Origin of the sequence: Marinifilum sp. N1E240, assembly GCF_009295825.1 — a bacterium.
Taxonomy (GTDB): domain Bacteria; phylum Bacteroidota; class Bacteroidia; order Bacteroidales; family Marinifilaceae; genus Marinifilum_A; species Marinifilum_A sediminis.
The window spans coordinates 100,079-125,314 of sequence record NZ_WHKF01000007.1; the positions used below are offsets into that span (position 1 = coordinate 100,079).

28 protein-coding genes are annotated in these 25,236 nt (G+C 34.6%); 23 read left to right on the forward strand and 5 right to left on the reverse strand.

Annotation, left to right across the window (positions count from 1 at the left end; translation table 11 throughout):
- The first annotated feature begins 122 nt into the window (after window positions 1–122).
- The 7 genes from GCQ56_RS16130 (at window position 123) to GCQ56_RS16160 (ending at window position 7,759) form a co-directional block, all read left to right on the forward strand.
- Complete coding sequence (locus GCQ56_RS16130; protein WP_152735565.1) at window positions 123–608, forward strand: RNA polymerase sigma factor; 486 nt, start codon at window positions 123–125, stop codon at window positions 606–608.
- A gap of 11 nt (window positions 609–619) precedes the next feature.
- The gene (locus GCQ56_RS16135; RefSeq protein ID WP_152735566.1) at window positions 620–1,663 is read left to right on the forward strand and encodes a hypothetical protein; all 1,044 of its coding nucleotides are present in this window, start codon (window positions 620–622) and stop codon (window positions 1,661–1,663) included.
- 65 nt (window positions 1,664–1,728) lie between these two features.
- Entirely contained in the window at window positions 1,729–2,793 is a 1,065-nt protein-coding gene (locus GCQ56_RS16140) for an outer membrane beta-barrel protein (protein ID WP_152735567.1), read from the forward strand.
- A 134-nt stretch (window positions 2,794–2,927) separates the two neighbouring features.
- The gene (locus GCQ56_RS16145; protein WP_193323813.1) at window positions 2,928–4,925 is read left to right on the forward strand and encodes a tetratricopeptide repeat protein; all 1,998 of its coding nucleotides are present in this window, start codon (window positions 2,928–2,930) and stop codon (window positions 4,923–4,925) included.
- A gap of 47 nt (window positions 4,926–4,972) precedes the next feature.
- Window positions 4,973–5,683, forward strand: a complete 711-nt coding sequence (pepE, locus tag GCQ56_RS16150) for a dipeptidase PepE (protein ID WP_152735569.1) — start codon at window positions 4,973–4,975, stop codon at window positions 5,681–5,683.
- Window positions 5,684–5,809: 126 nt separating this feature from the next.
- Window positions 5,810–7,396: an aspartate:alanine exchanger family transporter gene (locus tag GCQ56_RS16155; protein ID WP_152735570.1), complete on the forward strand. Its 1,587-nt coding sequence runs from the start codon at window positions 5,810–5,812 to the stop codon at window positions 7,394–7,396.
- 90 nt (window positions 7,397–7,486) lie between these two features.
- Entirely contained in the window at window positions 7,487–7,759 is a 273-nt protein-coding gene (locus GCQ56_RS16160; protein ID WP_152735571.1) for a hypothetical protein, read from the forward strand.
- Window positions 7,760–7,850: 91 nt separating this feature from the next.
- Here the strand turns inward: GCQ56_RS16160 and GCQ56_RS16165 are convergent, their stop codons facing one another.
- The gene (locus GCQ56_RS16165; RefSeq protein WP_152735572.1) at window positions 7,851–8,618 is read right to left on the reverse strand and encodes an exodeoxyribonuclease III; all 768 of its coding nucleotides are present in this window, start codon (window positions 8,616–8,618) and stop codon (window positions 7,851–7,853) included.
- 150 nt (window positions 8,619–8,768) lie between these two features.
- Between GCQ56_RS16165 and rsgA the strand changes: the two genes are divergently transcribed.
- From rsgA to mnmH, 3 genes are all read left to right on the forward strand, one after another.
- Entirely contained in the window at window positions 8,769–9,695 is a 927-nt protein-coding gene (gene rsgA / locus GCQ56_RS16170) for a ribosome small subunit-dependent GTPase A (RefSeq protein WP_152735573.1), read from the forward strand.
- A 45-nt stretch (window positions 9,696–9,740) separates the two neighbouring features.
- Window positions 9,741–10,508 (forward strand): TIGR00266 family protein, encoded by a 768-nt coding sequence (locus GCQ56_RS16175; protein WP_152735574.1) that lies wholly within the window; start codon window positions 9,741–9,743, stop codon window positions 10,506–10,508.
- Window positions 10,509–10,616: 108 nt separating this feature from the next.
- Window positions 10,617–11,648 (forward strand): tRNA 2-selenouridine(34) synthase MnmH, encoded by a 1,032-nt coding sequence (gene mnmH / locus GCQ56_RS16180; protein WP_152735575.1) that lies wholly within the window; start codon window positions 10,617–10,619, stop codon window positions 11,646–11,648.
- Between the two features lies 1 nt (window position 11,649).
- On the opposite strand, the gene GCQ56_RS16185 is transcribed toward mnmH, so the two are convergent.
- On the reverse strand, window positions 11,650–12,174 hold the full coding sequence (locus tag GCQ56_RS16185; RefSeq protein WP_152735576.1) for a YceI family protein: 525 nt from the start codon (window positions 12,172–12,174) through the stop codon (window positions 11,650–11,652).
- Between the two features lie 240 nt (window positions 12,175–12,414).
- Between GCQ56_RS16185 and GCQ56_RS20800 the strand changes: the two genes are divergently transcribed.
- The 13 genes from GCQ56_RS20800 (at window position 12,415) to atpG (ending at window position 22,397) form a co-directional block, all read left to right on the forward strand.
- Entirely contained in the window at window positions 12,415–13,512 is a 1,098-nt protein-coding gene (locus GCQ56_RS20800; protein WP_299993910.1) for a HAMP domain-containing sensor histidine kinase, read from the forward strand.
- Between the two features lie 198 nt (window positions 13,513–13,710).
- Complete coding sequence (locus GCQ56_RS16195) at window positions 13,711–14,238, forward strand: DUF177 domain-containing protein (protein WP_193323814.1); 528 nt, start codon at window positions 13,711–13,713, stop codon at window positions 14,236–14,238.
- Window positions 14,239–14,255: 17 nt separating this feature from the next.
- On the forward strand, window positions 14,256–14,441 hold the full coding sequence (rpmF, locus tag GCQ56_RS16200; RefSeq protein ID WP_152735579.1) for a 50S ribosomal protein L32: 186 nt from the start codon (window positions 14,256–14,258) through the stop codon (window positions 14,439–14,441).
- Window positions 14,442–14,663: 222 nt separating this feature from the next.
- The gene (locus GCQ56_RS16205) at window positions 14,664–15,662 is read left to right on the forward strand and encodes a beta-ketoacyl-ACP synthase III (protein WP_152735580.1); all 999 of its coding nucleotides are present in this window, start codon (window positions 14,664–14,666) and stop codon (window positions 15,660–15,662) included.
- A gap of 330 nt (window positions 15,663–15,992) precedes the next feature.
- Window positions 15,993–16,364, forward strand: a complete 372-nt coding sequence (locus tag GCQ56_RS16210; protein ID WP_152735581.1) for a polymer-forming cytoskeletal protein — start codon at window positions 15,993–15,995, stop codon at window positions 16,362–16,364.
- Complete coding sequence (locus GCQ56_RS16215) at window positions 16,348–16,587, forward strand: AtpZ/AtpI family protein (RefSeq protein ID WP_152735582.1); 240 nt, start codon at window positions 16,348–16,350, stop codon at window positions 16,585–16,587. Before GCQ56_RS16210 ends, GCQ56_RS16215 begins: the two co-directional genes overlap by 17 nt.
- A gap of 16 nt (window positions 16,588–16,603) precedes the next feature.
- The gene (locus GCQ56_RS16220; protein ID WP_152735583.1) at window positions 16,604–16,996 is read left to right on the forward strand and encodes a hypothetical protein; all 393 of its coding nucleotides are present in this window, start codon (window positions 16,604–16,606) and stop codon (window positions 16,994–16,996) included.
- A 215-nt stretch (window positions 16,997–17,211) separates the two neighbouring features.
- Window positions 17,212–18,291 carry a F0F1 ATP synthase subunit A gene (gene atpB / locus GCQ56_RS16225; protein ID WP_152735584.1) on the forward strand — a complete coding sequence of 360 codons (1,080 nt, stop codon included), beginning with the start codon at window positions 17,212–17,214 and terminating at the stop codon, window positions 18,289–18,291.
- A 59-nt stretch (window positions 18,292–18,350) separates the two neighbouring features.
- Window positions 18,351–18,605, forward strand: a complete 255-nt coding sequence (atpE, locus tag GCQ56_RS16230) for an ATP synthase F0 subunit C (RefSeq protein WP_152735585.1) — start codon at window positions 18,351–18,353, stop codon at window positions 18,603–18,605.
- 104 nt (window positions 18,606–18,709) lie between these two features.
- Window positions 18,710–19,204, forward strand: coding sequence for a F0F1 ATP synthase subunit B (locus GCQ56_RS16235; protein ID WP_152735586.1), 495 nt, complete (start codon window positions 18,710–18,712; stop codon window positions 19,202–19,204).
- A gap of 46 nt (window positions 19,205–19,250) precedes the next feature.
- A complete protein-coding gene (gene atpH / locus GCQ56_RS16240; RefSeq protein ID WP_152735587.1) occupies window positions 19,251–19,799 on the forward strand; it encodes an ATP synthase F1 subunit delta in 549 nt (182 codons plus the stop codon).
- Window positions 19,800–19,841: 42 nt separating this feature from the next.
- Window positions 19,842–21,443, forward strand: a complete 1,602-nt coding sequence (atpA, locus tag GCQ56_RS16245) for a F0F1 ATP synthase subunit alpha (RefSeq protein WP_152735588.1) — start codon at window positions 19,842–19,844, stop codon at window positions 21,441–21,443.
- A gap of 81 nt (window positions 21,444–21,524) precedes the next feature.
- Entirely contained in the window at window positions 21,525–22,397 is an 873-nt protein-coding gene (gene atpG / locus GCQ56_RS16250) for an ATP synthase F1 subunit gamma (RefSeq protein WP_152735589.1), read from the forward strand.
- Between the two features lie 117 nt (window positions 22,398–22,514).
- On the opposite strand, the gene GCQ56_RS16255 is transcribed toward atpG, so the two are convergent.
- From GCQ56_RS16255 to GCQ56_RS16265, 3 genes are all read right to left on the reverse strand, one after another.
- The gene (locus GCQ56_RS16255; RefSeq protein ID WP_152735590.1) at window positions 22,515–23,513 is read right to left on the reverse strand and encodes a S41 family peptidase; all 999 of its coding nucleotides are present in this window, start codon (window positions 23,511–23,513) and stop codon (window positions 22,515–22,517) included.
- Between the two features lie 3 nt (window positions 23,514–23,516).
- Window positions 23,517–24,353, reverse strand: coding sequence for a hypothetical protein (locus GCQ56_RS16260; protein ID WP_152735591.1), 837 nt, complete (start codon window positions 24,351–24,353; stop codon window positions 23,517–23,519).
- Window positions 24,354–24,474: 121 nt separating this feature from the next.
- Window positions 24,475–25,179, reverse strand: a complete 705-nt coding sequence (locus tag GCQ56_RS16265) for a hypothetical protein (RefSeq protein WP_152735592.1) — start codon at window positions 25,177–25,179, stop codon at window positions 24,475–24,477.
- Window positions 25,180–25,236 lie beyond the last annotated feature (57 nt).

Sequence of the window (25,236 nt, forward strand, 5' to 3'; positions counted from 1 at the left end):
AATCTGAAATATTGATTCAAATAATTCGGAGTGGAGATAAAATGGAAATTAATTCGAAGATAATAAAAATTGCTTGTAACATTTCACAATGTCTAACCGTCATAGAATCGAAACTGACCTAAATGAACTCTGTACAGTACAATAAAAGCGTAGACTTATATGCCGATGGCATGTTTCGTTTTATCCTCAAAAACATTAAAGATGAGGATAAAGCGCGTGATATAGTACAAGATAGTTTCGAGAAATTGTGGAGAAACATTGAAAATGTAAATCACCTGAAAGTAAAATCGTATTTGTTTACCACGGCATATCATACCTTGATTGATTTGATAAGACGTGAGAAAAGAAAAGAAGATTTTGAGAATGTTGATGTCAGAGAATATTCACATTCGACTCAATACAGCGATTTAAAAGAAGTTTTGGATGAAGCACTCGAGAAATTATCAGAAATACAGCGATCAGTTGTACTGTTAAGAGATTATGAAGGATACTCGTATGCAGAAATCGCTAAAATTACAGATTTAACTGAATCCCAAGTGAAAGTTTATATCTACAGAGCGAGAAAGCATTTGAAAAATTATATTGGTAGCATTGAGACTTTAGTATAAAATAGGCGGAGATGAGAGAGATTAACAAATACAATTACGAAGAGTTCTTCCTGGATTTTATGGAAGGAAATCTGAGTACCTCAGAATTGTCTGCGTTGGAAGAATTTTTGGATTTACATCCGGAATTGAAGGAAGAGTTTGAGGAGATGAGTCTTGTTGAGTTGGTTGAAGAGGAGGTAGCTTTTGATAAATCTACCCTTAAAGAACTTCCATATAAAAATGATTTTGATCAATTCTGCATTGCAAAAGTTGAAGGTGATTTAAGTGCGGAAGAAGAGATAAGCTTTGATGAATATCTAAATGCTGATGATTCGCGTCAAGTCGAATTTGGTTTATACGAGAAAGCAAAACTTAAGGCTGATTTAAATATACAATTTCAAGACAAGAATGATCTAAAGAAAAATAGAAAGATATTACCATATTGGTTGCTTTCCGGAACAGGTGTAGCTGCATCAATTTTGTTATTATTCTCAGTTTGGAATTCTTCGAATGAAAATGAAGACATTCAAATGCCATCACATAAGATGGTTCAAACAGAAAATAAAGCAAAAGAAATTGATCAGAAGTTAGTGAATCAGAAGGAACAAATTGCTGTTAATGTTGAATCAAAGAACCTTCATGTAGAAGATTTGATCGAGATAAAAGAAGAAATGACTTCGAATAAACAGCTAGAAGAAGCTAAACTAAGTGTTATTTTGCCCGAGGAAAAAGTAGAGATAAAAGAAGTAGAAAGGGTAAGCTTACCCATTGTTACTGCATCAGCTAAATTAGAATTAATTGCTAATGCAGATATTGCTAATTCAGACATTTCAGTTACGAAGAAATCCATAACAAATAGTGGATTGTCAAAATTAGGAATGTCATGGAAATCAAGTGTTCCAGATAAGAAAAAATCAAATTCATTACTATATGCGGTGGCAAAGATGGGGGTGAATAAACTTGGAGAAATAGCAGGAAAGAAGATACAATTGGAAAAAAAATACGATTCAAAAACTGAAAAAACACGATTGAATTTTAATTCTGCAGGATTAGGATTCTCAACTACAGTAAAATAATTGGTAAGCTGTAACTATTCTGCAACAGCTTCGTCTTACCCTTAGAAATCAGAAAATTTAACACTATGAAAAGAATATTACTTATATTCCTGGCTTGCACAGTATGCTTGGGAACTTACGCACAGAATACTATTGATACTTTAAAAACTGATACAGTTAAGAAAAAGATCATAATTAAAGACAATTGGTCGAATAAAAAGGAGAAGGTAAAACCTGAGAAAAAGAATGTTTATTATCATTCAACCAATTCAGATACAACTAAGGTTGAGTTTATGAATAAAGACCTTGTTAAGGTTGTAGAACTTGAAAATGGAGGAAAAGTAAAAGTTGGTAAGATTGGAAAATTTGCGTATCAGCAGGGGAGAGATACCACTAAAATCCGAATTGGAGGAAAACAGATTAACATTATTGATGGCTGGCATGGAACAAGAGTAAGAATCGAAAAAGTACATCCTTGGGATCCAAATCAGGATAAATTCTTTTTAGATAAAGAACCTGAATTTAGAGGTCATTGGGCAGGTTTCGAAATGGGAGTTAATGGTTTTGCCGATGAAGATTATACTGGTTATGCTTATGATTTTATGGAATTGGATATGGCAAAATCAATAGCGGTAAATCTTAATTTTTTGCAATATGATATAAGCTTACAAAAAGAAAGAAATACTATAGGTTTAGTAACCGGTTTAGGTTTAGAATGGAACAATTATCGTTTTGATAATGATATTACTTTGGTTAAGGATGCTAATAGAAAAATTCAACCATTAGATTTGAATACAACCTATCCAGATTGGGATGTAAAGAAGACCAAGCTTACATCTTTGTATATAACAGTTCCTTTACTTTTGGAGTTTCAGATTCCTGTAAAATATAAAAAGAGACGAGTTCATATGTCGGCTGGTGTTGTTGGTGGCTTAAGAATAGGTTCGCATACCAAAGTAAAACACAATGGTAAAAAGGATAAGGATCATGATGATTTTAATTTAAAAACACTTCGTTATTCTGCGCAAGCAAGAATAGGTTATCGATCGTTGAATTTCTTTGCTACTTATGGATTAACAGAATTGTTTGATAAAAATGATGGCCCTAAATTAACTCCTTATACGGTAGGGATTACATTAATTACATTTTAATTCAGTACATAAAGTTATTTTTAAAGCTGCTTGAGGGATCTTTTCTTTGGGCAGCTTTTCTTTTCTATGTGTTTACAACTATTTGTCTAGTTGTTACATCTAGCATAAAATTGTATATTAGAGGCATGAATAAAATGCCCCTAATATTATTAATTTTTATTTGTTCATTTATTATTTTGCCAGGAATTGCGCAGAATAAAACAAGTTTAGATAGTCTAAATGAAAGGTTTGAACGAACTGCAGGAAGAGAGAAATTAGAAACTCTTCTTGAACTTAGTAAGGAATATTGGAATATTGATCCTGTTGAAGGTATTAAGCTTGCAAAACACGCATTAGGTACTGCACAAACTCTGGAAAGTGAAGAAGAAATTGTAAAGGCTATGTACTATTTAGGTACTGCTTATTACATCGATAATCAGTTGGATAATTCCCTTGATTATTTATTACAAGCTCACCAATTTGCTCAAACTCATAATTACGATACTAATACTGCAAATATTAGTCGTCAGCTTGCTATAGTGTACTTTGAATCAGGTAAGCTTGATAGAATGTATACTTATACAATTCAGGCATTGGACATTTATAATTCAGGTAAAGATGAATTAGGAATTGCCAGATGTCAGAATTTACTTGGCTTGTATTATAAGGGAGTTAACGAGTACGAAAAAGCAATTGAATACTTCGAGAGCAGTTTAAATCTTGGAAAAAAAATTGAAAAGACATCTTTAGTTGGATCCATTTTAAATGATGTAGGAAGTATGTATGCCGAAATGGGAGACACGATTAAGGCAATACAAATTTACAACGAAGCAGTTCCTTATCATAAATCTAATGGTAGAAATTTTAAGAGTGGAACTTTTGAACTTACTTTAGCTGATTTGTATGTGCAAAATGGAAAGTTGCAAAAGGCATCTCTACATTTAAAACAAGGATTTGATATCGCGAGTGATTTAAATTCTAAAAGATTGTTGAGAGATTATTATAGAATATTGGCTGATTATGAGATTAAAAAGAATAATAAATCCAATGCCTTAATTGCATATCAAAAACTTCAGGCATATGTTGATTCGGTATCTTTAGGACAGTTAAATAATAAAATTGAAGAACTCGATTCTCGTCATGCAATAAGTATTTCGAATCAGGAAAACCAGAGGTTACGAGATAAGAATCAAACACAGGAGTTAAAAATTACTCAGCAATACATAGTCGGATTGTTAATATTTATCGTACTTCTTATTGCAATATTTATTCTTACAATTCGATATCGAAATAACTTGAAAGATAATGAATTACTATATCTGAAAAATAGTTTGGTGAATCAACATCAGGAAGAGTTAATTGATGCAATGAAACGCATAAAAATTAGTGAAGATAAGCTCCGTTTAGCAAACGATACAAAAGATAAGATGTTCTCTTTAATTGCTCATGATTTGCGAGGTGCAATAGGTAATATCAGCAATGGATTAAGAATGTATCTTGGTGAGGAAGATTTAAATCTATCAGAAGAAGACAAAGAGGAGTTCTTACAGGCTTTGTTTCATTCATCGGATAGTGCATACGAATTGTTAGAAAATCTTTTGTTTTGGGCTAAAAATCAAGCCTTAACTTTAACAGCGAATAAACAAATGGTTGATGCAAGTTCTATTATCAATTCTAATATTGGTTTATTGGGCGATTTGGCTAAAATTAAATCCATAAATCTGTTTACATCCATTAACCCGAATGTTGAAGTATTTGTTGATTGGAACATGATTAATACGGTTCTTCGCAATCTGATTTCGAATGCAATTAAATTCACGAATAAAGATGGCTCAGTTGAGATTAAGTCAGAAATAGGGCAATATTTTGTGAAAATTTCGGTGATTGATAATGGAATTGGCATGCTTCCTGAACAAATTGAAAATATCTACGATGGAAAAACTACCGATGGAACTGCAGCTGAGAAAGGAACCGGTTTGGGCTTGACTTTATGTCGTGATTTTTTAATTAAGAATCATGGCAAAATGTTGGTCACAAGTAAGGTGGATCATGGAAGTACATTTGCATTCATTATTCCACGTAGACCGATGAATGATGAAAAATATTCTGAATTAGTAGAAAAAGAACCACTTACTTTCTTAGTAAATAATTAAATTTAGAGCTGATAATTCACATCAGCTTAAACTAAAATTAGATACTAATGAGATTATTACTTATCAGTAATTCAACAAACCCAGGTGAAGAGTACCTGGATTATCCGAAAAATAACATCAAAGAATTCTTAGGTGAAAAACCTGTAAAGGCATTATTTATTCCTTATGCAGGAGTAACCGTTTCTTTTGACGATTACGAAGCTAAAGTTAAGGAACGTTTCAATGAAGTAGGGCACGATGTTGTTTCTATTCATCATTTCGAAAATCCTGTAAAAGCAGTAGAAGAGGCGGAAGCAATTGTTGTTGGTGGTGGTAGCACATGGAATTTATTGCATTTAATTCACAAATACAATCTTACTGAGCCTATCCGCAACAAGGTAATTAATGAAAAAGCACCATATATTGGTTGGAGTGCAGGTTCAAATTTAACTTGCCCGACTATTAAAACAACCAACGATATGCCAATTATTGATCCAATGGGATTCGATGCTTTAAATTTGATTCCTTTCCAAATCAATCCGCATTATTTGGATAAAAATCCTGCAGGACATGGAGGCGAAACCCGCGAGGATAGAATCAACGAGTTCATGGTTTTGAATCCTGATATATATATTGCAGGATTGCGTGAAGCAACTATGTTTTTGGTTGAAGATGGCAATATCAAGTTAATTGGAGATAGAAATTGTCGGATCTTTAAAAATGGTTTTGAAGCCTACGAATTAAGTGCTAAAGATGATTTTAATTTTCTTTTGAAATAAAGATTTAAGAATAGCAGGAAGCGGTTGATTTAATTTTCAACCGCTTTTTTTATTTGGAATTTCTACCTTTGTCGGCTGAAAAGAACATTTCTTTTCTACAATTTCTACTAAATCAATACATTTCTAATGGATTTACTTTCGTCCACATATTTTGTTCTTTTTCTGATTGTTGCAATCGGATTTGTTGTTGGTAATATTAAAATAAAAGGCATTTCACTTGATGTTTCGGCTGTGATATTTGTGGCTCTTGTTTTTGGACACTATGGGGTTAGTATTCCTACGGATATTCAGAAAATTGGACTTACTCTTTTTATCTTTACCATAGGAATTCAGGCGGGTCCAGGATTTTTCGAATCCTTTAAAAAGAATGGGAGAGAGTTGGTTGTTTTGGCATTTGTTTTAGTGGGAAGTGCATCTTTAGTGACACTAGTTTTGGCATTGGCTTTCAAAGTTGATACTGATATTGCAATTGGTTTGCTAACCGGATCCTTGACAAGTACACCTGGTTTGGCAGCAGCAATTGAATCTACTCAATCTTCTATGGCTTCTATTGGTTACGGTATTGCTTATCCTTTTGGTGTAATTGGCGTGATTCTTTTTGTGAGAATGTACCCTAAATTAACTAAAGTGGATATCAATAAGGAAGCGAAAAAATTGGATGACGAGACTCAGCAGAATTTTCCGGAACTTTTTAATAAGAACTTCATTGTTGAGAATGAAAATATTGTTGGCAAGAGCATACGTGAATTGAAGATCAGATCAATGACTCAAGCCAATGTTTCCAGAATAATGCATCGCGGTGAAACCATAGTTCCATTGCCTGAAACCATATTGGAAAAAGGAGATATAGTAAAACTGATTGGAACTGAGCAGGCAATTGAACAAGCTAGAATGTTGATTGGGGAACAAACCGATGAGAAAATCCCGCTAAGTCGCGATTATGTGGTTGAATCGGTATTGGTAACCAATAAGCAAGTGGTGAATAAAACGATTGGTCAACTGAATGTACTAGCCAATTACAATGCCAGAATTACCAGAATTCGTAGAGCGGGAATTGATATGGTTGCAAGCTCAAAATCAGAAATTCGTTTTGGCGATAAGCTAGTTGTGGCTTGTGGTACAGGTAACATTAAAAATGTTCGACATTTATTTGGTAACGATAGTAAAAAACTTTCGGATACTGATTTCTTTCCTATCGCAACAGGAATTGTATTGGGTGTTTTAGTAGGGAAACTGAAAATTTCTTTTTCAGATGATTTTACCTTTAGTTTGGGGTTAACCGGAGGAGTATTGATGGTTGCCCTGATTTTAAGTAGAATCGGAAAAACCGGACCTATTTTGTGGACCATGTCCGGATCATCTAATCAATTACTTCGTCAGCTGGGTTTATTAATGTTTTTAGCTGTAGTAGGGACCAGTGCAGGAGCTCACTTGGTTGAGACTTTTAAAGAATCAGGCATGGCATTATTTGGCATCGGAATTGGAATTACCCTGTTGCCAATGATTATCACTACGCTAATTGGGCATTTTGTTTTAAAAATGAATGTCTTGAATTTATTAGGTGCTTTAACAGGAAGTATGACGAGCACTCCTGGTTTGGCCGCGGTAGATGGTATGGCCGACTCAAGTGCACAATCAATAGCTTACGCAACGGTTTATCCGATTGCAATGGTGTTTTTAATTATTTGTGTGCAGATATTAAGCCTGTTGTAGTTTTAGTGTGCTAAATAAAAAGGTATGTCCATAAGTTGCTTGCAGAATAATCAAGTTATCTTAGGAAATTACATGCAATTACTTTAAAGGATGCAGCAAACCAATACGGACTGTCTCCAAGCTAAAACCGAAGTGCTCCAAACCCTAAGCAACACTCTTCAAGACAAAAGTGAAGCACTCCAAGCTGTTGGGCGCAAGCTGCAAGATGAGTTGAAGATCTTCCAAGAGCTGAGGAAACCCTTCCAATACACCAAGGAGCTTTCTTCAAGACAGGAGGGAAGCACTCCAACCCATAGTTTTCAATCTCCAAGACAGGAAACAGGTACTTATTTCATGTTTGTTAATGGTAGAGTTATTAATTAATAAAAAACCCTTAAAGAAAACTTCCTTAAGGGATATATAAATGGTTAATTGTTTTGATTAAGAGTGAGTAAGGATAAGTAACAAGAATTATTTAAAAATCCATCTCAACAACAATTGGGCAATGGTCAGAATGAACTACATCGGCTAAAATAGAAGCGCCTTTCAATTTATTCTCCAAACTTTCAGTAACCATGTGGTAATCGATTCTCCAGCCTAAGTTTTTGCCACGAGAGCCTGCTCTGTAACTCCACCAACTGTATTTGTCAGGTGATTGATCGAAAACGCGGAAGGTATCAATAAAACCACTTTCAATAAATTGGCTTACCCATTCTCGCTCTTCAGGAAGAAAACCGGAAACATTTTTCTTTTTTTCAGGTCTGCTAATATCAATAGGTTTATGGCAGATGTTATAATCGCCACCAATTACCAAATTAGGTCGCTCAATTTTCAGTTTATTGATATATTCTTGAAAATACGCAAGCCATTCCATTTTATAATCCTGTCTTGGACCTCCGGTTGTCCCTGATGGGTGATAAGTACTAAAAACCGAAATGTCTCCAAAATCGGCTCTTATTGCTCTTCCTTCAACATCATATTTTGGATTGTCAACTCCAGTAACAACAGCATCTGGTTTTTCCTTGCTAAGGATTCCAACGCCACTGTAGCCTTTTTTCTCTGCAGAAAACCAATAGCAGTGATATCCCAATTCTTCGAATAGATGAGATTCAATTTGCTCTGGTTGAGCTTTGGTTTCCTGAATTAATAGTATATCCGGATCTTCCTTCTTTAGCCAGCCAATTAAGTCTTTGCCCAAAGCAGCTCTGATACCGTTAACATTATAGCTTATTATTTTTCGCATAATTGTATTTTTTAGAAAGATTAAAGATAATAATCTATTGGGAAAAGCCTTGAAATTTGAAGATGTATGAAACTTACACAAATCTTTAAGGCTTTAGACGGTAGATAATTGCTTGGAATCAACTATTTTTGTAAAAAAAACGAAGCTACATTGAAAGAAGGACTGGTAATAAAATCGACAGGAAGTTGGTACACGGTAAAAACCGATGATGGTGAAATTCACAATTGCCGAATAAAAGGGCGATTTAGAATGGATGGAATTCGAACAACGAATCCTGTTTCGGTTGGCGATAAAGTAGAATTTGAAGAAGATAAGGAATCGAAAGTGATTGTAAAGATTCGGGATCGAAAGAATTACATCATTCGAAAATCCTCGAATCTATCGAAACACAGTCAAATAATTGCTTCGAATGTTGATCAGGCATTTTTAATTGTTACCGTTAATTATCCATTAACAACAACAACTTTTATCGATCGATTTTTGGCAGCTGCCGAAGCTTATAGAATTCCGGTTCGATTGATTTTTAATAAGATTGATAGATATCGCCCGAACGATATGGAGCGCCTTGAGGAATTAAAAGGCATTTATGAAAAAATTGGATACAAATGTTTTGAGATATCTGCCAAGAATGGAACGCATTTGGATATCATACGAGAAACATTAAAAGATAAGATCAATCTACTTTCAGGTCATTCAGGAGTAGGTAAATCGACTTTGATTAATGCAATTCAGCCAGGATTAGACCTTAAGACTGGTGAAATATCTGAGGCTCACTCGCAAGGAAAACATACTACCACTTTTTCGGAGATGTTTGAACTCGATTTTGGTGGATACATTATCGATACACCAGGAATTAGAGGCTTTGGAACAATTAATATGGCAAAAGAGGAAATGTCACATTTCTTTCCAGAAATATTCAAAGCTTCAGAGAATTGTCAGTTCAACAATTGCAGCCATATTCACGAACCAAAGTGCGCCGTTAAAAAAGATGTTGAATCAGGAGAAATTAGCATCACTCGTTACGAAAGTTATCTTGGAATGGTAATGGAGGACGAGGATAGCAAATACAGAATCTAAAATTATGAATTATTAGTTATGAATGATAAATTTATAATTAACAACATGAGATCACACGAAGTAGATTATAAAATTCACGGGAACGATATTCAGCTGGTTGAAGTAGAATTAGATCCTAACGAAACGGTAATTGCCGAAGCAGGAGCCATGTCGTACATGGAAGAAGGTATTGATTTTGAAACCAAAATGGGCGATGGATCGGAACCAGAGCAAGGTTTATTTGGCAAATTACTATCTGCAGGTTCTCGATTAATAACAGGTGAATCGTTATTTTTAACACACTTTACTCATCGTGGTTATGGAAAGGCTAAAGTTGCATTTGCAGCTCCTTATCCAGGAACTATCATGCCTATTGATTTGCAAAAATCAGGTGGTTCATTAATTGTTCAGAAAGATGGATTTTTGTGTGCTGCCTTGGGCACAAAAGTAAGCATTACTTTCAATCAGAAAATTGGCTCAGCATTGTTTGGTGGTGAGGGTTTTATCTTGCAAAAATTGGAAGGCGATGGAATGGCTTTTGTTCATGCAGGAGGAACTGTTATCGAAAAAGAGTTGAATAGTCAGACCTTAAGAGTTGATACCGGTTGTGTGGTTGCTTTCGAAGAAGGAATAGAATTTTCGGTACAAAAAGCCGGAGGATTAAAATCCATGTTTTTTGGTGGGGAGGGACTGTTTTTAGCCACTCTAAAAGGCACTGGAAAAGTTTGGTTACAATCTATGCCAATTCGAAAATTGGTTAAAGCAATAGCTCCTCATAGCGAAAACAGAGGAAAAGGATCAAGTTCGATACTTGGAGAATTTCTTGAAGATTAAATAAAAGATCAGAATTAAAACACATAGCACGTAACAATTACGTGCTTTTTTCATACTATCAGTGAACTGTAATTGTTAAAAATTACATTCATTTAATTTCTTAATACAATGGCAAAAGTACTTGAACCGAAAGAATTTCTTGAATTGGGAAAAACCATTCCAATGGTTGATGTTAGAACTTCAGCAGAATTCGAAAACGGTCATATTCCAGGCGCATCTAACTTACCAATTTTCACAAACGATGAAAGGGCTGTAGTTGGAACCAAATACAAGAGAGCTGGTAAAGATTCTGCTGTTTTATTAGGATTGGAATTGGTAGGACCCAAATTGGCAAGGTTTGTAAGAATGGCTAAGAAAATATCACCTCAAAAAGAGATATTGATTCATTGCTGGCGAGGTGGTATGCGAAGTGGTAGCATGGCTTGGTTATTCGAGACTGCTGGTTTTAAGGTGTTTTTATTGAAAGGTGGTTATAAGGCATATCGTTCATACATTAGAGAGCAATTTGCACAAAAATCGAAGGTACTTATTTTAGGAGGAATGACCGGTAGTGGAAAAACAGAAGTTTTGCATGAAATGCAAAAACAAGGTGCTCAGGTTTTGGATTTGGAAGGTGTTGCCAATCATAAAGGATCTGTATTTGGCGCTTTAGGTCAGGAAAATCAGCCAAGTAACGAAAGTTTTGAAAACGAACTGGCTAAACATTGGTTAGATTTTGATAATGACAAACCTGTTTGGCTGGAAGATGAAAGCAAATCAATTGGTTCTGTATGGATTAATGATGCATTATTTGAAAGAATGCGATCGGCTGAGGTAATTAAGATGGAATTGCCCAAAAAGGAACGAATCAATAGATTGGTAAAAGAATATGCCTGCTTTGAAAGAGAAGTTTTGGCTCACATGATATCAAAAATTGAAAAGCGATTAGGCGGATTAAATGTAAAAAAATCATACGAGAGTTTGGAGATAAATGATTTTGCTACCGTTGCTGATATTACCTTAAGTTATTACGACAAAGCCTATAATCATGGGTTGGAAAAGAGAGAAGGTCAAACCATTCACAGTTTAGAGCTTGAGAAGGACAATCCAGTTGAAAATGCCCGATTAATTTTAGAGTTTTACAAGAATTTAGAAAAATAGCTTAGTTAACAACACAAACAATAGTTATTTCCACCTCTTTCCCTACAAGAATTCCACTTTTGGGACCAATTTTATAATCAAGCCGGTTAACTTTTAGTTTTCCGGTATAGGTGTTTCGTGAGTAGTTGAAAACTATTTCAACATTTTTACTTTCACCGTGCATGTTTAAAACACCTTTGGCAATATAGCTCATTCCTGCATTAACAACTAAATTAGACGAAAAACAGATTTCTGGATAATTTTCAACATCGAAGTATTCAATTTTTTTTAAATGTTCGTCTCTTTTTTTCATTTTGGTATTGATAGTTGACGCGTCAATACAGACCTTGAAGAAAGATTCTGATATATTTCCTGGCTCAAACTTGAAAGATCCTTGCATGCCTTTAAAAGTACCTTTAACCTTATTTGCACCAAGGTTCGATACTTTAAAATTTACAACAGATTGTTCAGGATTGATATTTTGAGAAGAGCATAAAAATGGAATACAACTAATGATTACAATTAAGATAATAAGTTTTCCTTTCATGATATGTCCTTTCCATTTGATGCGACTTTAAACAAATATAAGCCATAATGTGTGATCAGTACAAACCTATTGCTCTATTTAAGAGCGTGTTTTGTGTAATATAAATGATTCTTTCGCACTTTTTTATTTGTATGAATAAGAATTAAATCGATTTGTCGTTACCTTTATCAGAAACCTTTTAATTGGAACTATTTGGACTCTTATCTTAAAAACCGGAATTGGAAATACCATTTTTTAATAGTGGCTGTAATTATTATCCTTGGCTCAATTTTGTATACCAATAATTTGGTTGAAAAGCTGGCCAGAGAAGAAGCTAAAAAAGTGGAACTGTGGGCTGTAGGAATTCGTGAGCTGGATACAAATCCAAATCAGGATGTTACTTTAATCCATAATATAATGGAACAAAATGAGACCATTCCTGTTATTTTGGCTGATGAGAATGATTATATTATTGCTCATCGAAATATTAATTTTCCAGAAAATCAGGAAGAAAAATTTTTAAGAGCGAAACTTTCTAAAATGAAAGAAGAGAATCACTCTATTGAAATTCAGCTGGTGAATAGCAAAAACTTTATTTACTACGACGATTCAAATATTCTAAAACGATTGGCTTGGTATCCGTTTATTCAGTTGGGAGCAATCGTTACGTTTATTTTGATAGCATTTTTAGCTTTTTCGTATTCTAAATCGGCAGAACAGAACAGAGTTTGGGTTGGTATGTCAAAAGAAACAGCACATCAATTGGGTACTCCAATTAGCTCTTTAATGGCTTGGATGGAATTGATAAAATCAGGACATGTAGATTTAGGTTTAGCCGAAGAAATGAGTAAAGATGTTACTCGATTACAGGTTATTGCTGAGCGATTCTCCAAAATTGGATCTAAACCTGTACTAAAATCAGTTAATATTCGCGAAAGCATAGGAACAAGTATCGAATATTTGAAAAAAAGAACTTCGGGAAAGGTGGAATTTATTTTTACGGTGGTAAATGTGAACAAAGAAATCATTTCTTTGAACAAGGAGTTGTTTTCATGGGTGATTGAAAATTTGACTAGAAATGCTGTCGATGCTATGGAAGGAAAAGGGATATTGAGGTTTTCATTGACAGAGAAAAATAACGATATCGTGCTGGATATAAGCGATACAGGAAGAGGAATATCAAAAAAAATGTTTAAATCAATATTTAAACCTGGCTATACTTCAAAGAAAAGAGGATGGGGCTTAGGTTTGTCTTTAGCAAAGAGAATTATTGAAAATTATCATCAGGGGAAAATATTTGTTTTGAGCTCTGAATTGGGCAAGGGAACGGTTTTCAGGATTATTTTGCCAATAAAGTGAACCAATTGGTTTTCAAATAGTGGAAATTGTTTTGAAAGCAAAAAAGAACTGCTTACTTTTGCAGCCCGTTTTTCACGGAATTAGTTATTGAAACTGTATTTCAGTTCAGTAATTGCTTGAAATTGACAAAAAAGATGTATTTTTTTGTGAATTCGTAAGATTAATTTTTATACTTTTGCAAAGTTTTATTTGAATATTTTGGAAAATATCACAAAATATACGATTCCTTTTAAAGGATTAAAAGATGGAAAGCACGAATTCAATTTCGATGTTGACCATGAGTTTTTTAAAAACTTTCAGACGGAAGATGTTTACGAGGCTGAAGCAAAAGTAAAAATAGCTTTTGAGAAAAAAACCTTAGTAACAACTTTGGCATTTGACTTAAAGGGAAAATTGAAAACAGCCTGTGACAGGTGTTTGGAAGAATTAAGTTTAGATGTGGAAGGTGAAAACTTTTTGTATTTAAAATTTGGAGAAGAACACGAAGAATTGGCTGAAGATGTAATTGTGTTAGCAGAATCTGATAACGAGATTAACGTTGCACAGTACATATATGAGTTGTTTTCACTAAGCTTACCGTTGAGCTTTGTTCATCCCGAAGATGAAGATGGAAACAGCACTTGTAATGAGGAAATGATTCAAAAATTGAATGACCTCTCGGTGAATGAGGAAGAGAAGATTGACCCGAGATGGAATGATTTAAGAAAATTGATTGATAATAACTAGTTAAATAGGTTTGAAAAATGGCACATCCAAAACACAGAACGTCGAAGCAGAGAAGAAATAAGAGAAGATCTCATCTTAAAACAACTCCTGCAACTTTAGCATCTTGCTCAAATTGTGGAGCAACTGTTAAATATCACACTGTTTGCCCTGAGTGCGGTTATTACAGAGGCAAATTGGCTATCGAAAAAGAAGTTACAGCATAATCTGAGTAAAATAATTCAGATTTGAAGCTATATGTAAATTTGCTCCTCGGATATTTCTCAGGGGCAAATTTGCGTTATACATTATTGAATTAATGCCCTATTATATTGGTGTAAACCAATGGGCTTGTAAAGGTTAAAATTACCCAAACAAGTGGTGATATAGGGATAAATTCTGTATAATTGTGAGCCTATTATCTGATAAAAACTAAGTAAGCTTAAACAATGTCAAAAATTAATGCAGTTATAACAGGAGTTGGGGCTTATCTACCCGACTACATTCTTACCAATGATGAACTAAGTACAATGGTCGATACATCCGATGAATGGATCATGACCCGTATTGGTATCAAAGAAAGAAGAATTCTAAAAGGAGAAGGTAAAGGATCTTCGGATCTTGGACAAAAAGCAGTTGAAGAGCTATTGCGAAAGACTGGAACTTCACCTGAAGAGGTTGATTTGTTGATTTGTGCAACTGTAACTCCCGACATGCAATTTCCAGCTACAGCAAATATCATTAGTGATAAAGTGGGGATTAATAACGCATTCAGTTTTGACTTAAATGCAGGCTGTTCGGGATTTTTGTTTGCATTAGCAACAGGTTCAAAATATATTACTTCTGGTTTGTACAAGAAAGTAATAATTGTAGGTTCAGAAAAAATGTCTTCAATTGTAGATTATTCTGATCGTCAGACTTGTCCTATTTTTGGTGATGGAGCAGCGGCAGTTATGCTAGAGCCTACTACTGAAAATGTTGGTATTGTAGATGAGATGTTGCATACTCAAGGATTTGGTCGCAAGCATTTACATCAAAAAGCTGGTGGATCATGCAAGCCGGCAAGTCACGAAACGGTTGATGCAAGAGAGCATTTCATTTATCAGGAAGGAAATCATGTATTCAAACATGCAGTTTCTAACATGGCAGATGTTTCTGTTGAAATGATGGAAAAACACAACATGACTGCTGATGATTTAGCTTGGTTGGTTCCACATCAGGCAAACAATCGTATTATCGAAGCTACAGCTAAACGAATGGGCTTAGCTAAAGAAAAAGTGATGATTAACATCGAGAAATACGGAAACACGACTTCAGCTACAATTCCATTGTGTTTGTGGGAGTGGGAAAATCAATTGAAAAAAGGAGATAATATTATTCTTTCAGGATTTGGAGCAGGTTTTACTTGGGGATCTATCTTGTTGAAATGGGGTTACGATCCTAAATAAGATCAATATTATTAAAAGATATAGTAAAGGCTTCCAATTTGGGAGCCTTTTTTTGTTTTCAATCATTCACTTTAAGTGGGATTTATGCTTCAAATTTTTATATTTGTAGGTGCCACGAACTTAAGTGAAGGAGATTTAGAAATTAGATGCAAAGTTCGTATACTTTTTTATAAATTTTTGAGTTGATTAATAGAGTCAATTCTAGATGAATCCGACAATTTTAGCAGAATAATATCCAAGAGCTATCATTTTATTATTGCTATTATATTTTTTAAGATCGGTTTTGTCACCATCAATACGATTTCAAACATGTTTAGTAAAAAAGATAAAATGAGCAGAAACAACGAAGTACAACCAACAGCTGTAAACCTTATTTGCGATGGAACCTCTATTAAAGGAGATGTACAGGCATCAAGAGATATCCGTATTGATGGATATTTGAACGGTAAAATGCAAGTGAATGGTAAAGTTGTAGTTGGAAATACTGGAAAAATTGAAGGAGATGTTAATTGTAAAACAATTGATGTATCTGGTAGAGTTGAAGGAAATATTATTGCTTCAGAAATGGTGAATCTGAAATCAACAGCTTTAATATTGGGAAATATTACAACTGATAAAATCTCGGTAGAGCCAGGAGCTAAATTTACCGGAACTTGTAAAATGGGTGAAGCAGCACCTAAGCAAGATGAAAAGAAAAAATAAATCCGATAAGGAAGATAGTAAGAAAAAGCAATTTACCGGAGTATTAAAATATTCCGGTTTGGCTTTTCAAATGATTACTATTATTCTAATTGTATTGTACGGAGGTATGAAATTAGATGAATATCTCGAGAATGAATTTCCCTTATTTACATTTTTAGGAGCTATTTCAGGAGTGGTTTTATCGCTCTACGTCGTATTAAAAGATCTTTTGAATAAGAAGTAATATCAAAACATTGTATATGGAAAGTAAGTACAAAAACTATATTTATAAATTAGGATTGATATCGGTGATTTTACTTGCGGTATCGAGCATTCTATTTTTAACGGTACTTAAACCTTGGTTTAACTATATTTTTCCTTTCGTAATTTTATATTTTTTCCTTTTCAATTCGTTTCAACATTATAAATTATTGAAATCAGCTAAGAAAAAGCCTCAGGTTTTTAATACAAATTACATGGCTTGGTTCGGAATTAAAATATTTTTCAACCTAAGTTTCATTTTAATTTACGTTTTGTTGAATAAAGCGGAAGCATTGAGTTTTGTGCTATTTTTTGTAGTTTGTTATATGGTTTATACTACCTTCGAAGTAATTGCTCTAACAAAGACTTTAAGATCGGGAAATGTTAAATGATTATAAAAAGTTTTGTGGAGTACTTTTTTTATTAAATTTGGGAGACGAAATCAGAAGTTGATATTTATTCAGAATATCAATGGTTGATAAGAAAATGGTCTGTTGACCAAAAATATTTGCTGACAGATTATGATTTTGTGTCAGTTCAATAAATTAAACTTATAGAATAGACCAAATTTCAGTTTGGATAACTATTTAAAGCAAGTGATTTACGTATGAAAAACATTCATCGATTACTGTTAATTTTCTTCTTAATAGCGGCTGTAACGCCAGCTATTGCATCTGATGAACACGATCAGCATGCTAATGATTCTCACAAGCAGGAAAAATTTCAAGCTGGAGATTTTATTATGGATCACATTGCCGATGCTTACGATTGGCACATGTTTTCAATAGGTGATTTTCATGCAACACTGCCTTTGCCAGTGATTTTGATTTCTGAGCAATCCGGATTTCACATGTTCATGTCAACTAAATTTCATCACGGACATTCATCTTACAAGGGTTTTTCAATTGCAAAGGAAGGCGATTATAAAGGTAAGGTAGTTGAAATGATAGATGGTCATCAGGTTCGTCCTTTTGATATCTCCATGACAAAAAATGTTGTAGCAATGCTGGTGAGTATGTTTTTCCTTTTATGGATTTTCATATCAGTAGCGAAAGCATACACGAAAAGAAAAGGTCAAGCTCCTAAAGGATTGCAATCCTTGGTTGAGCCAATCATTATTTTTGTACGAGATGAAATTGCAAAGCCGGCTATCGGCGAAAAGAAATATGAGAAATTTATGCCATTCCTTTTAACCATCTTTTTCTTTATTTGGTTAAATAACTTAATGGGATTGGTACCATTAATTCCTGGAGGTGCTAATGTTACTGGTAATATTACTATTACTATGGTATTGGCTTTATTTACCTTTATTATCACAACCTTTAGTAGTAATAAGAATTACTGGGTTCACATTTTTAATACACCAGGCGTACCTTGGTGGTTGAAGTTTCCGGTACCTTTAATGCCATTGGTTGAGTTAATGGGAATGATAACTAAGCCATTTGTTTTGATGGTTCGTTTGTTCGCGAACATTACAGCAGGTCACATGATTGTTCTGGCATTTGTAAGTTTGATCTTTATTTTTGGAGAAAAAAGCACTGCAATGGGATTTGGGACATCAATTTTTTCAGTAGCCTTTATCATCTTTATGGATGTATTGGAATTGCTGGTAGCTTTGATACAGGCTTATGTATTTACTTTGCTTTCTGCACTATACTTTGGTATGGCAACAGAAGAACATCACTAAGAATTTATCTACTCCTTAATGGGAGCTTTAATAGTTTTTAATCATTTAATAAAAACGCTATGATTACATTATCAATTCTTCTTCAGGCTGCAGCTAGTATGGCAGTTGCTAAAATGGGTGCTGCTTTTGGAGCTGGTTTAGCTGCTATCGGTGCTGGTATCGGTATCGGTAAAATTGGTGGTTCTGCTCTTGAGAGTATTGCTCGCCAGCCAGAAGCATCTGGAGATATTCGTTCAAACATGATTGTTGCTGCTGCACTTATTGAGGGTGCTGCTTTCTTTGCAATCATCATTTGTTTGTTAATCGTATTGTAAGAATACAATCCGCAGTTTGCCATAAGGGATTGCCTGAAGCAAATTGCGGAAATTGTTTTGAATGTTTAAACACACCTTTGAGGTGTAATTAAAATAAGAATAGTATGGGCTTGGTAACACCTGAATTAGGAACTTTTATATGGATGTTCTTGGCATTTGCCATTGTTTTGTTCGTCCTGAAGAAATTTGCCTGGAAACCAATATTAAATGCCTTAAAGGAACGCGAGGAATCTATTGAAGATGCACTTCGTTCTGCTGATCGTGCTAAAGAAGAAATGGCTGAATTACAAGCTGACAATGAAAGAATTCTTCAGGAGGCTAGAAAAGAACGTGAAGCAATGCTTAAAGAGGCAAAGGAAATGAGCAATACAATTGTACGTGATGCCAAACAAAAAGCAACTCAGGAAGCTGATAAAGTAATTGAATCAGCTCGATTGAATATTGAGGGCGAAAAGGCGGCAGCATTAAACGAAATTAAGGCTCAGGTGGCAAATCTTTCTGTAGAGATTGCAGAGAAGATTCTTCGTCAGCAATTTGCAGATGATCAGCAACAAAAAGATTACTTCAAAAAGTTAATGGACGAAGTAAAACTAAACTAAGAACAGAATGTGAGCCTTGTCTCGCAACAAGATAAAACTTCGATTTATGAACGAAAGTAAAATCTCGGTTCGATATGCCAAAGCTCTTTTCGAATTAGGAAAGGAGAAGGATTTATTAGATGCCTTTGTTACAGATACCAATTTAATTGATAGTACTTGTAATGAAAGTAGTGATTTTGTATTGATGCTCGATAGTCCGGTTGTTAAAACCTCACAAAAGAGAAGTGTAGTAAAAAGTATTTTTACTGATAAAATCAACGCAAACACATTGAATTTCCTTGATTTGGTAGTACAAAACCGAAGGGAAATGTATCTGAAAGATATCTCAAGAAACTTTTTAGCTCTTTGTCGCAAGAACAAAGGAATTCTTTCTGCAACACTCACAACAGCTTCGGCTATTGAGGAGGAAGGTAAAAAGAAATTGTCTAATGTTTTAGAAAAAGCATTCGATTCAAAGATTGAATTGAACGAGGTGATTGATAAGGATATCATTGGAGGATTTGTAATTCGTGTCGAAGATCAGCAATTGGATGCTAGTGTTAGCAATCAATTGACTCAAATAAAGCGTGAATTGCTTTCAAATCATATTAAATAGAATTTCAAATCGGATTAAACTCTGACTAAATAACAATTAAATATGGCTAGTATTAAACCTGCAGAAGTTTCGGCAATCCTAAAGCAGCAATTAGAAGGATTAAAGACCGAAGCAGAACTGGAAGAAGTCGGAACCGTATTACAAGTAGGGGATGGTATTGCCCGAATCTACGGTTTATCGCACGTTGAATCCAACGAGCTGATCGAATTTCAAAATGGTGTTTTAGGAATCGTATTGAATCTTGAAGAAGACAATGTCGGTGCTGTACTATTAGGAGAATCGCAAGGTATTAAAGAAGGAGATGTTGTTAAACGTACCAAACGTATTGCTTCCATCAATGTTGGTGAAGGAATGTTAGGTCGTGTGATCAATACCATTGGAGAACCTATTGATGGTAAAGGTGAGATAACAGGTGTTACATACGAAATGCCATTGGAACGTAAAGCTCCAGGGGTAATTTATCGTCAGCCTGTAAATGAGCCCTTACAAACGGGTTTAAAATCGGTTGATGCAATGATTCCAATTGGTCGTGGACAGCGTGAGTTAATAATTGGTGACCGTCAGACTGGGAAAACAGCGATTGCTATTGATACTATCATCAATCAAAAAGAATTTTACGACAAGGGTGAACCTGTTTATTGTATTTATGTTGCAATTGGACAAAAGGGATCAACCGTTGCGAATATTGCCAGAACTCTTGAAGAACATGGAGCAATGGCTTATACTACAATTGTATCTGCAACCGCATCAGATCCGGCTGCTTTGCAATTTTACGCACCCTTTGCTGGTGCATCAATTGGTGAGTTCTTCCGTGATACGGGACGTCCTGCATTGATTATTTATGATGATTTATCGAAGCAAGCGGTATCATACCGTGAGGTTTCTCTACTACTTCGTCGTCCTCCAGGACGTGAGGCATATCCAGGTGATGTATTCTACTTGCACTCAAGATTATTGGAGCGTGCAGCTAAGGTGATCAACTCTGATGAAATTGCTCGTCAGATGAATGACTTGCCAGAAAGCTTGAAGAATGCAAAGGATGAAAATGGAGAATCAATTATTAAGGGTGGTGGTTCCTTAACCGCACTTCCAATTATTGAAACTCAGGCAGGTGATGTATCTGCATATATTCCAACCAACGTAATTTCGATTACGGATGGACAGATTTTCTTGGAATCAGATCTATTTAATGCTGGTATTCGTCCTGCTATTAACGTAGGTATCTCGGTATCTCGTGTAGGTGGTAATGCTCAGATCAAGCCAATGAAAAAGGTGGCTGGTACATTGAAATTAGATCAGGCACAGTATCGTGAATTAGAGGCATTTGCTAAGTTCGGTTCTGATATGGATGCTGCGACACTTTCTGTTTTGAACAAAGGTGCTAAGAATGTTGAAATATTGAAGCAAGGACAGTATTCTCCTGTAGCCGTTGAAAAACAAGTTGCAATTTTGTATTGTGGATCTCAAGGATTATTGCGAAATGTTCCAGTGGATAAGGTAAAGGAGTTTGAAACTGATTTTCTGGATTTCATGGACTTGAAACACAAAGACGTGTTGAAGGAAATTGCATCTGGGAAATACACCAAAGAGGCACAGGATACAATGAAATCTGTTGCTGCTGACATTGCTGCAAAATATAAATAAAGTATAAAAGCTTAAAGCTGACAGTTCTTGGTTTTTTATTTGAAACCAAGAGCTTTCTTCTAAGAGCCCAAAATATTGTAAATGGCTAATTTAAAAGAAATTCGTACTCGTATTTCGTCGGTACAGAAAACCAAACAGGTTACTGCAGCGATGAAAATGGTTTCTGCCGCTAAATTAAAAAAGGCGCAGGATGCCATTGTGCAAATTCGTCCTTATGCTGATAAGTTACACGAGATTTTATCGAACCTTACTGGTAGTTTGACCAATACGGATGATAATCTTTATGGAGTAGAGCGTAAGCCGGAAAAAGTATTGCTGGTTGCGATGTCATCCAATAAGGGATTGTGTGGTGCATTTAATGCAAATGTTATCAAGCAAGTTGTTGCTTTAGCGAGCGGTAAATACACCGATCAAAATCAACGAGGAAATCTTGAGGTACTTTGCATAGGTAAACAAGCCAACGAAATTCTTAAAAAGACTTACAATGTAATTGGAGAGCACAATAAATTGTATGATACCATGAGCTATGAAAATATCTCAGAAGTAGCAGCTACAATTATGGCTCAATTTGTAGAAGGAAAGTATGATAAAGTAGAATTGGTTTACAATCAATTTAAAAATGCCGGAGTACAAATTCTAACTACAGAACAATTTCTACCTGTGAAACAAGACGAAGAAGGCAATGAAGTACAAAGCGAGTACATTTTTGAGCCTAACCAATCTGATATCTTGGGAGAATTGATTCCAAAATCATTAAAAACACAATTTTTTAAAGCAATGTTGGACTCTTTTGCTTCTGAACATGGAGCAAGAATGACAGCAATGCACAAGGCAACGGATAACGCTACTGATTTAATTCAGGATCTGAATCTGACCTACAATAAAGCACGTCAGGCTGCAATTACTAACGAAATTTTGGAGATTGTTTCCGGTGCGAATGCTCTTGCCCAATAATTTCTTTTAAGTGGCTTAGAGCGCAAATAAAGACCATATTTAAACATTTTATAATTGCTGCAAAGGCTGTCCATTTGGACAGCCTTTTTTAATTTGAATAAAAAACTACTACAACTATTACAAAATCTCTTGAATGGCGCGATCAATAATTTCGTCATGCGATCTGTCATTCCAGTCGATTTGTACTTTGATATCAGCTGGGATCCCCTTTTCCCAATCTGGGCTCATATTTAAATTAAGAGCTTGTGTAATAGAGAATCTGTAGGTCCAACCATTTGGCAATTGTCCGCCGTTTGGCATACCAAGACCACCACCTGTTGCATCACCAACTAGTATCATATTATCGATAGCTTTGGTAGCCAGAGCCGTAAATGAACCTGCACTGTATGTTCCTCTGTCAATCAATACCATAATTTTGTTTTGATATCTGATTCCATCATGAGGAGTAAGCTTTGCTGGCTCTGCTTTGCCAAAGTCATTGTGATCTTTTCCAGTTTTTATTCTGGAATAGTAAAGAGTTGTTTCTTTTTCTATAAATCGAGATAAAAGATTGAAGATATCGGTAGCAGCGCCGCCGCCATTTTCTCTTAAATCTAAAATTAAACCTTTGGTGTTTTTATAACGGGTTAAGATGAAGTCCAACTGATCATCATCGACAGTACCTGTAAAGGCAGGAAATCTTACGTAACCTATTTGCTTGTTTTCGATGAATTCGTGTTGGAAAGGTCCTGTAATCTTATAATTATAGCCTATATAGTTGTCTTCTACAATTCGCCAGTCGAAATTGTCTTGAGCCTGATATTGAACTCCAAATCTTGAAACGTCGAAATTCGACATCAAATTGGTATGATCATCTTTTAATTCGCTAAGCATGTCACCCAGAATGTCAAACAATTGTTTATCGTTTGTTTCATCAGTAATTTTGCTTTCGTATTTGTTTTTAATCTCCAACCAATCGATATTTTTTACATCGAAATAGGAATATTTCTCATCGCATTGTTTCCACAGATATTCAAAATTGGTTTTTGCATCTGTTGATTCCAAATCTTTGTCAAGTATAACTGATTCGCAAGAAGCTAGAAATGGTATAATTAGTAATAAAATGTATTTTCTCATGATCTATTTAGTTTTAAATAGTAAAGCAATTTTTAATTTGTAGTTAGCCATCTCAAACTTGTCAAGATTTCCTCCGGTTTTATATGCGTCAAATTCATACCCGAATCGAATGGCATTCTTGTTTTTAAGGAAAACAGTGTAATTTAATTCCGTTCCAATTCTATATCCGCTAAATATTTTTAGCTCATAATCATCAAAAACATTTGGATCATTCGTGATGTCGGAATTGTTATTGTACACATATCCATTACGGTATGTATTGTTCATTACAGCTAAATTCATACGAAAGGAAAGCTCTCTTTTTCTTGGCTTAAAGTTCATAGGTATAAATAGAAACTTTGCTCTCTTATTTGTTTTATTGGAAATATCCCAAGATATTTTACCAGATGCAAAAAGAGTAGAAAAGACTTCTAAACCTGTCGCATTGTTTTGAAAGGATGGGTTGTTACGAATATGAAATGAATTTCGAAGCTCTCCACCTACTTTTAAATCCCATTTATTTTGCTGCCAAATCGGATATAATTTGGAATAGCTGAGGTTATAAATCGAAATCTGTGTTGATGCAGTATGGTTATTTGTTGAATTATCAGCTACCCCTGTTGAAAGAGAGAAAAACAAATCTCTTTCTTTTCCATTTTTATACTTTACATGTCCCAATTCAAAGTGTTTCAAACTTCCGGTGTAGAAAAGTGGCGAAGTTGCCATATCACGGAGTTTTACGCTGTTTAATCCAGCAGCAATTTTTATGAATTTTTCTGAATCCTGATTGACCATTCTTTCTTGACTATAACTTAGGCTAGCAAGAAATATACCTGTAAAAATTAATACTATTTTTTTCATGAAATTTTATTGTGTTTTATGCTATAAATAGCTCATGTTCTTAAAATTTTTTGATAAAGTTTTCGATCTCTTAACGGAAGACAAGTAGGAGTGATGTTGCACGTATAAGGAAAATAAAAAGTTATTTTTCCTTCTTCCAACTTGTGTCTATTTTCTGTAGCTCCTCCAATATTCCTTTTTGATGATCGGCACCGTATATCACAATGATTTTATCATACTTAGAGGTTTGAATGCGCTCGGCAACAATTTTATTACGATGATTTAAAATGATGTCCATTACATTTTTGTTGTCATTGAATGTAATCTCTTCATACAATGGAGCATTCAGATCCTCACTTGAAAGAACAATTTCACCATGCCTTTTTTCATATTCATGAATCAATTCTTGAGGTGTAATGTCAACGTTGAAATCCAAAGAATTAGCATGATTCATAAACTGTTCGTTGTCTTGAAAAACAACGCCATCTACTTTTATTTTTTCTATCATATTTTGATATCCCTGTTTTGAAGGAATCATGCCAACCACTTTTTTCGTCTTTCGAAGAGTTAGTGTATCAGCAGTTTCATAATCTATCCACTCATAAAAAAGTACATAACCATCTTTTTTGTAATTCTCTATTTCTTTGGACACATTGTCGTAAAAACTCTGTTGTCCCAGGTGAATCATATTAATAAAGTGAACCGATTTGTCATTTGATCTGAAATCAACAGATTCTACTTTTGTGTTGGTTAATCGTTTATGAAATTGGATGGCATCTTTAAAGCTGCAAGAACTCACGATTAGAGCGATAGTAAAGCCTAATATAATTGGTATTAATTTTTTCATTGCTTCGATGTATTTAAAGCTAAATCTCTCATTAGTAAGAGATTCATGGGAAATTTC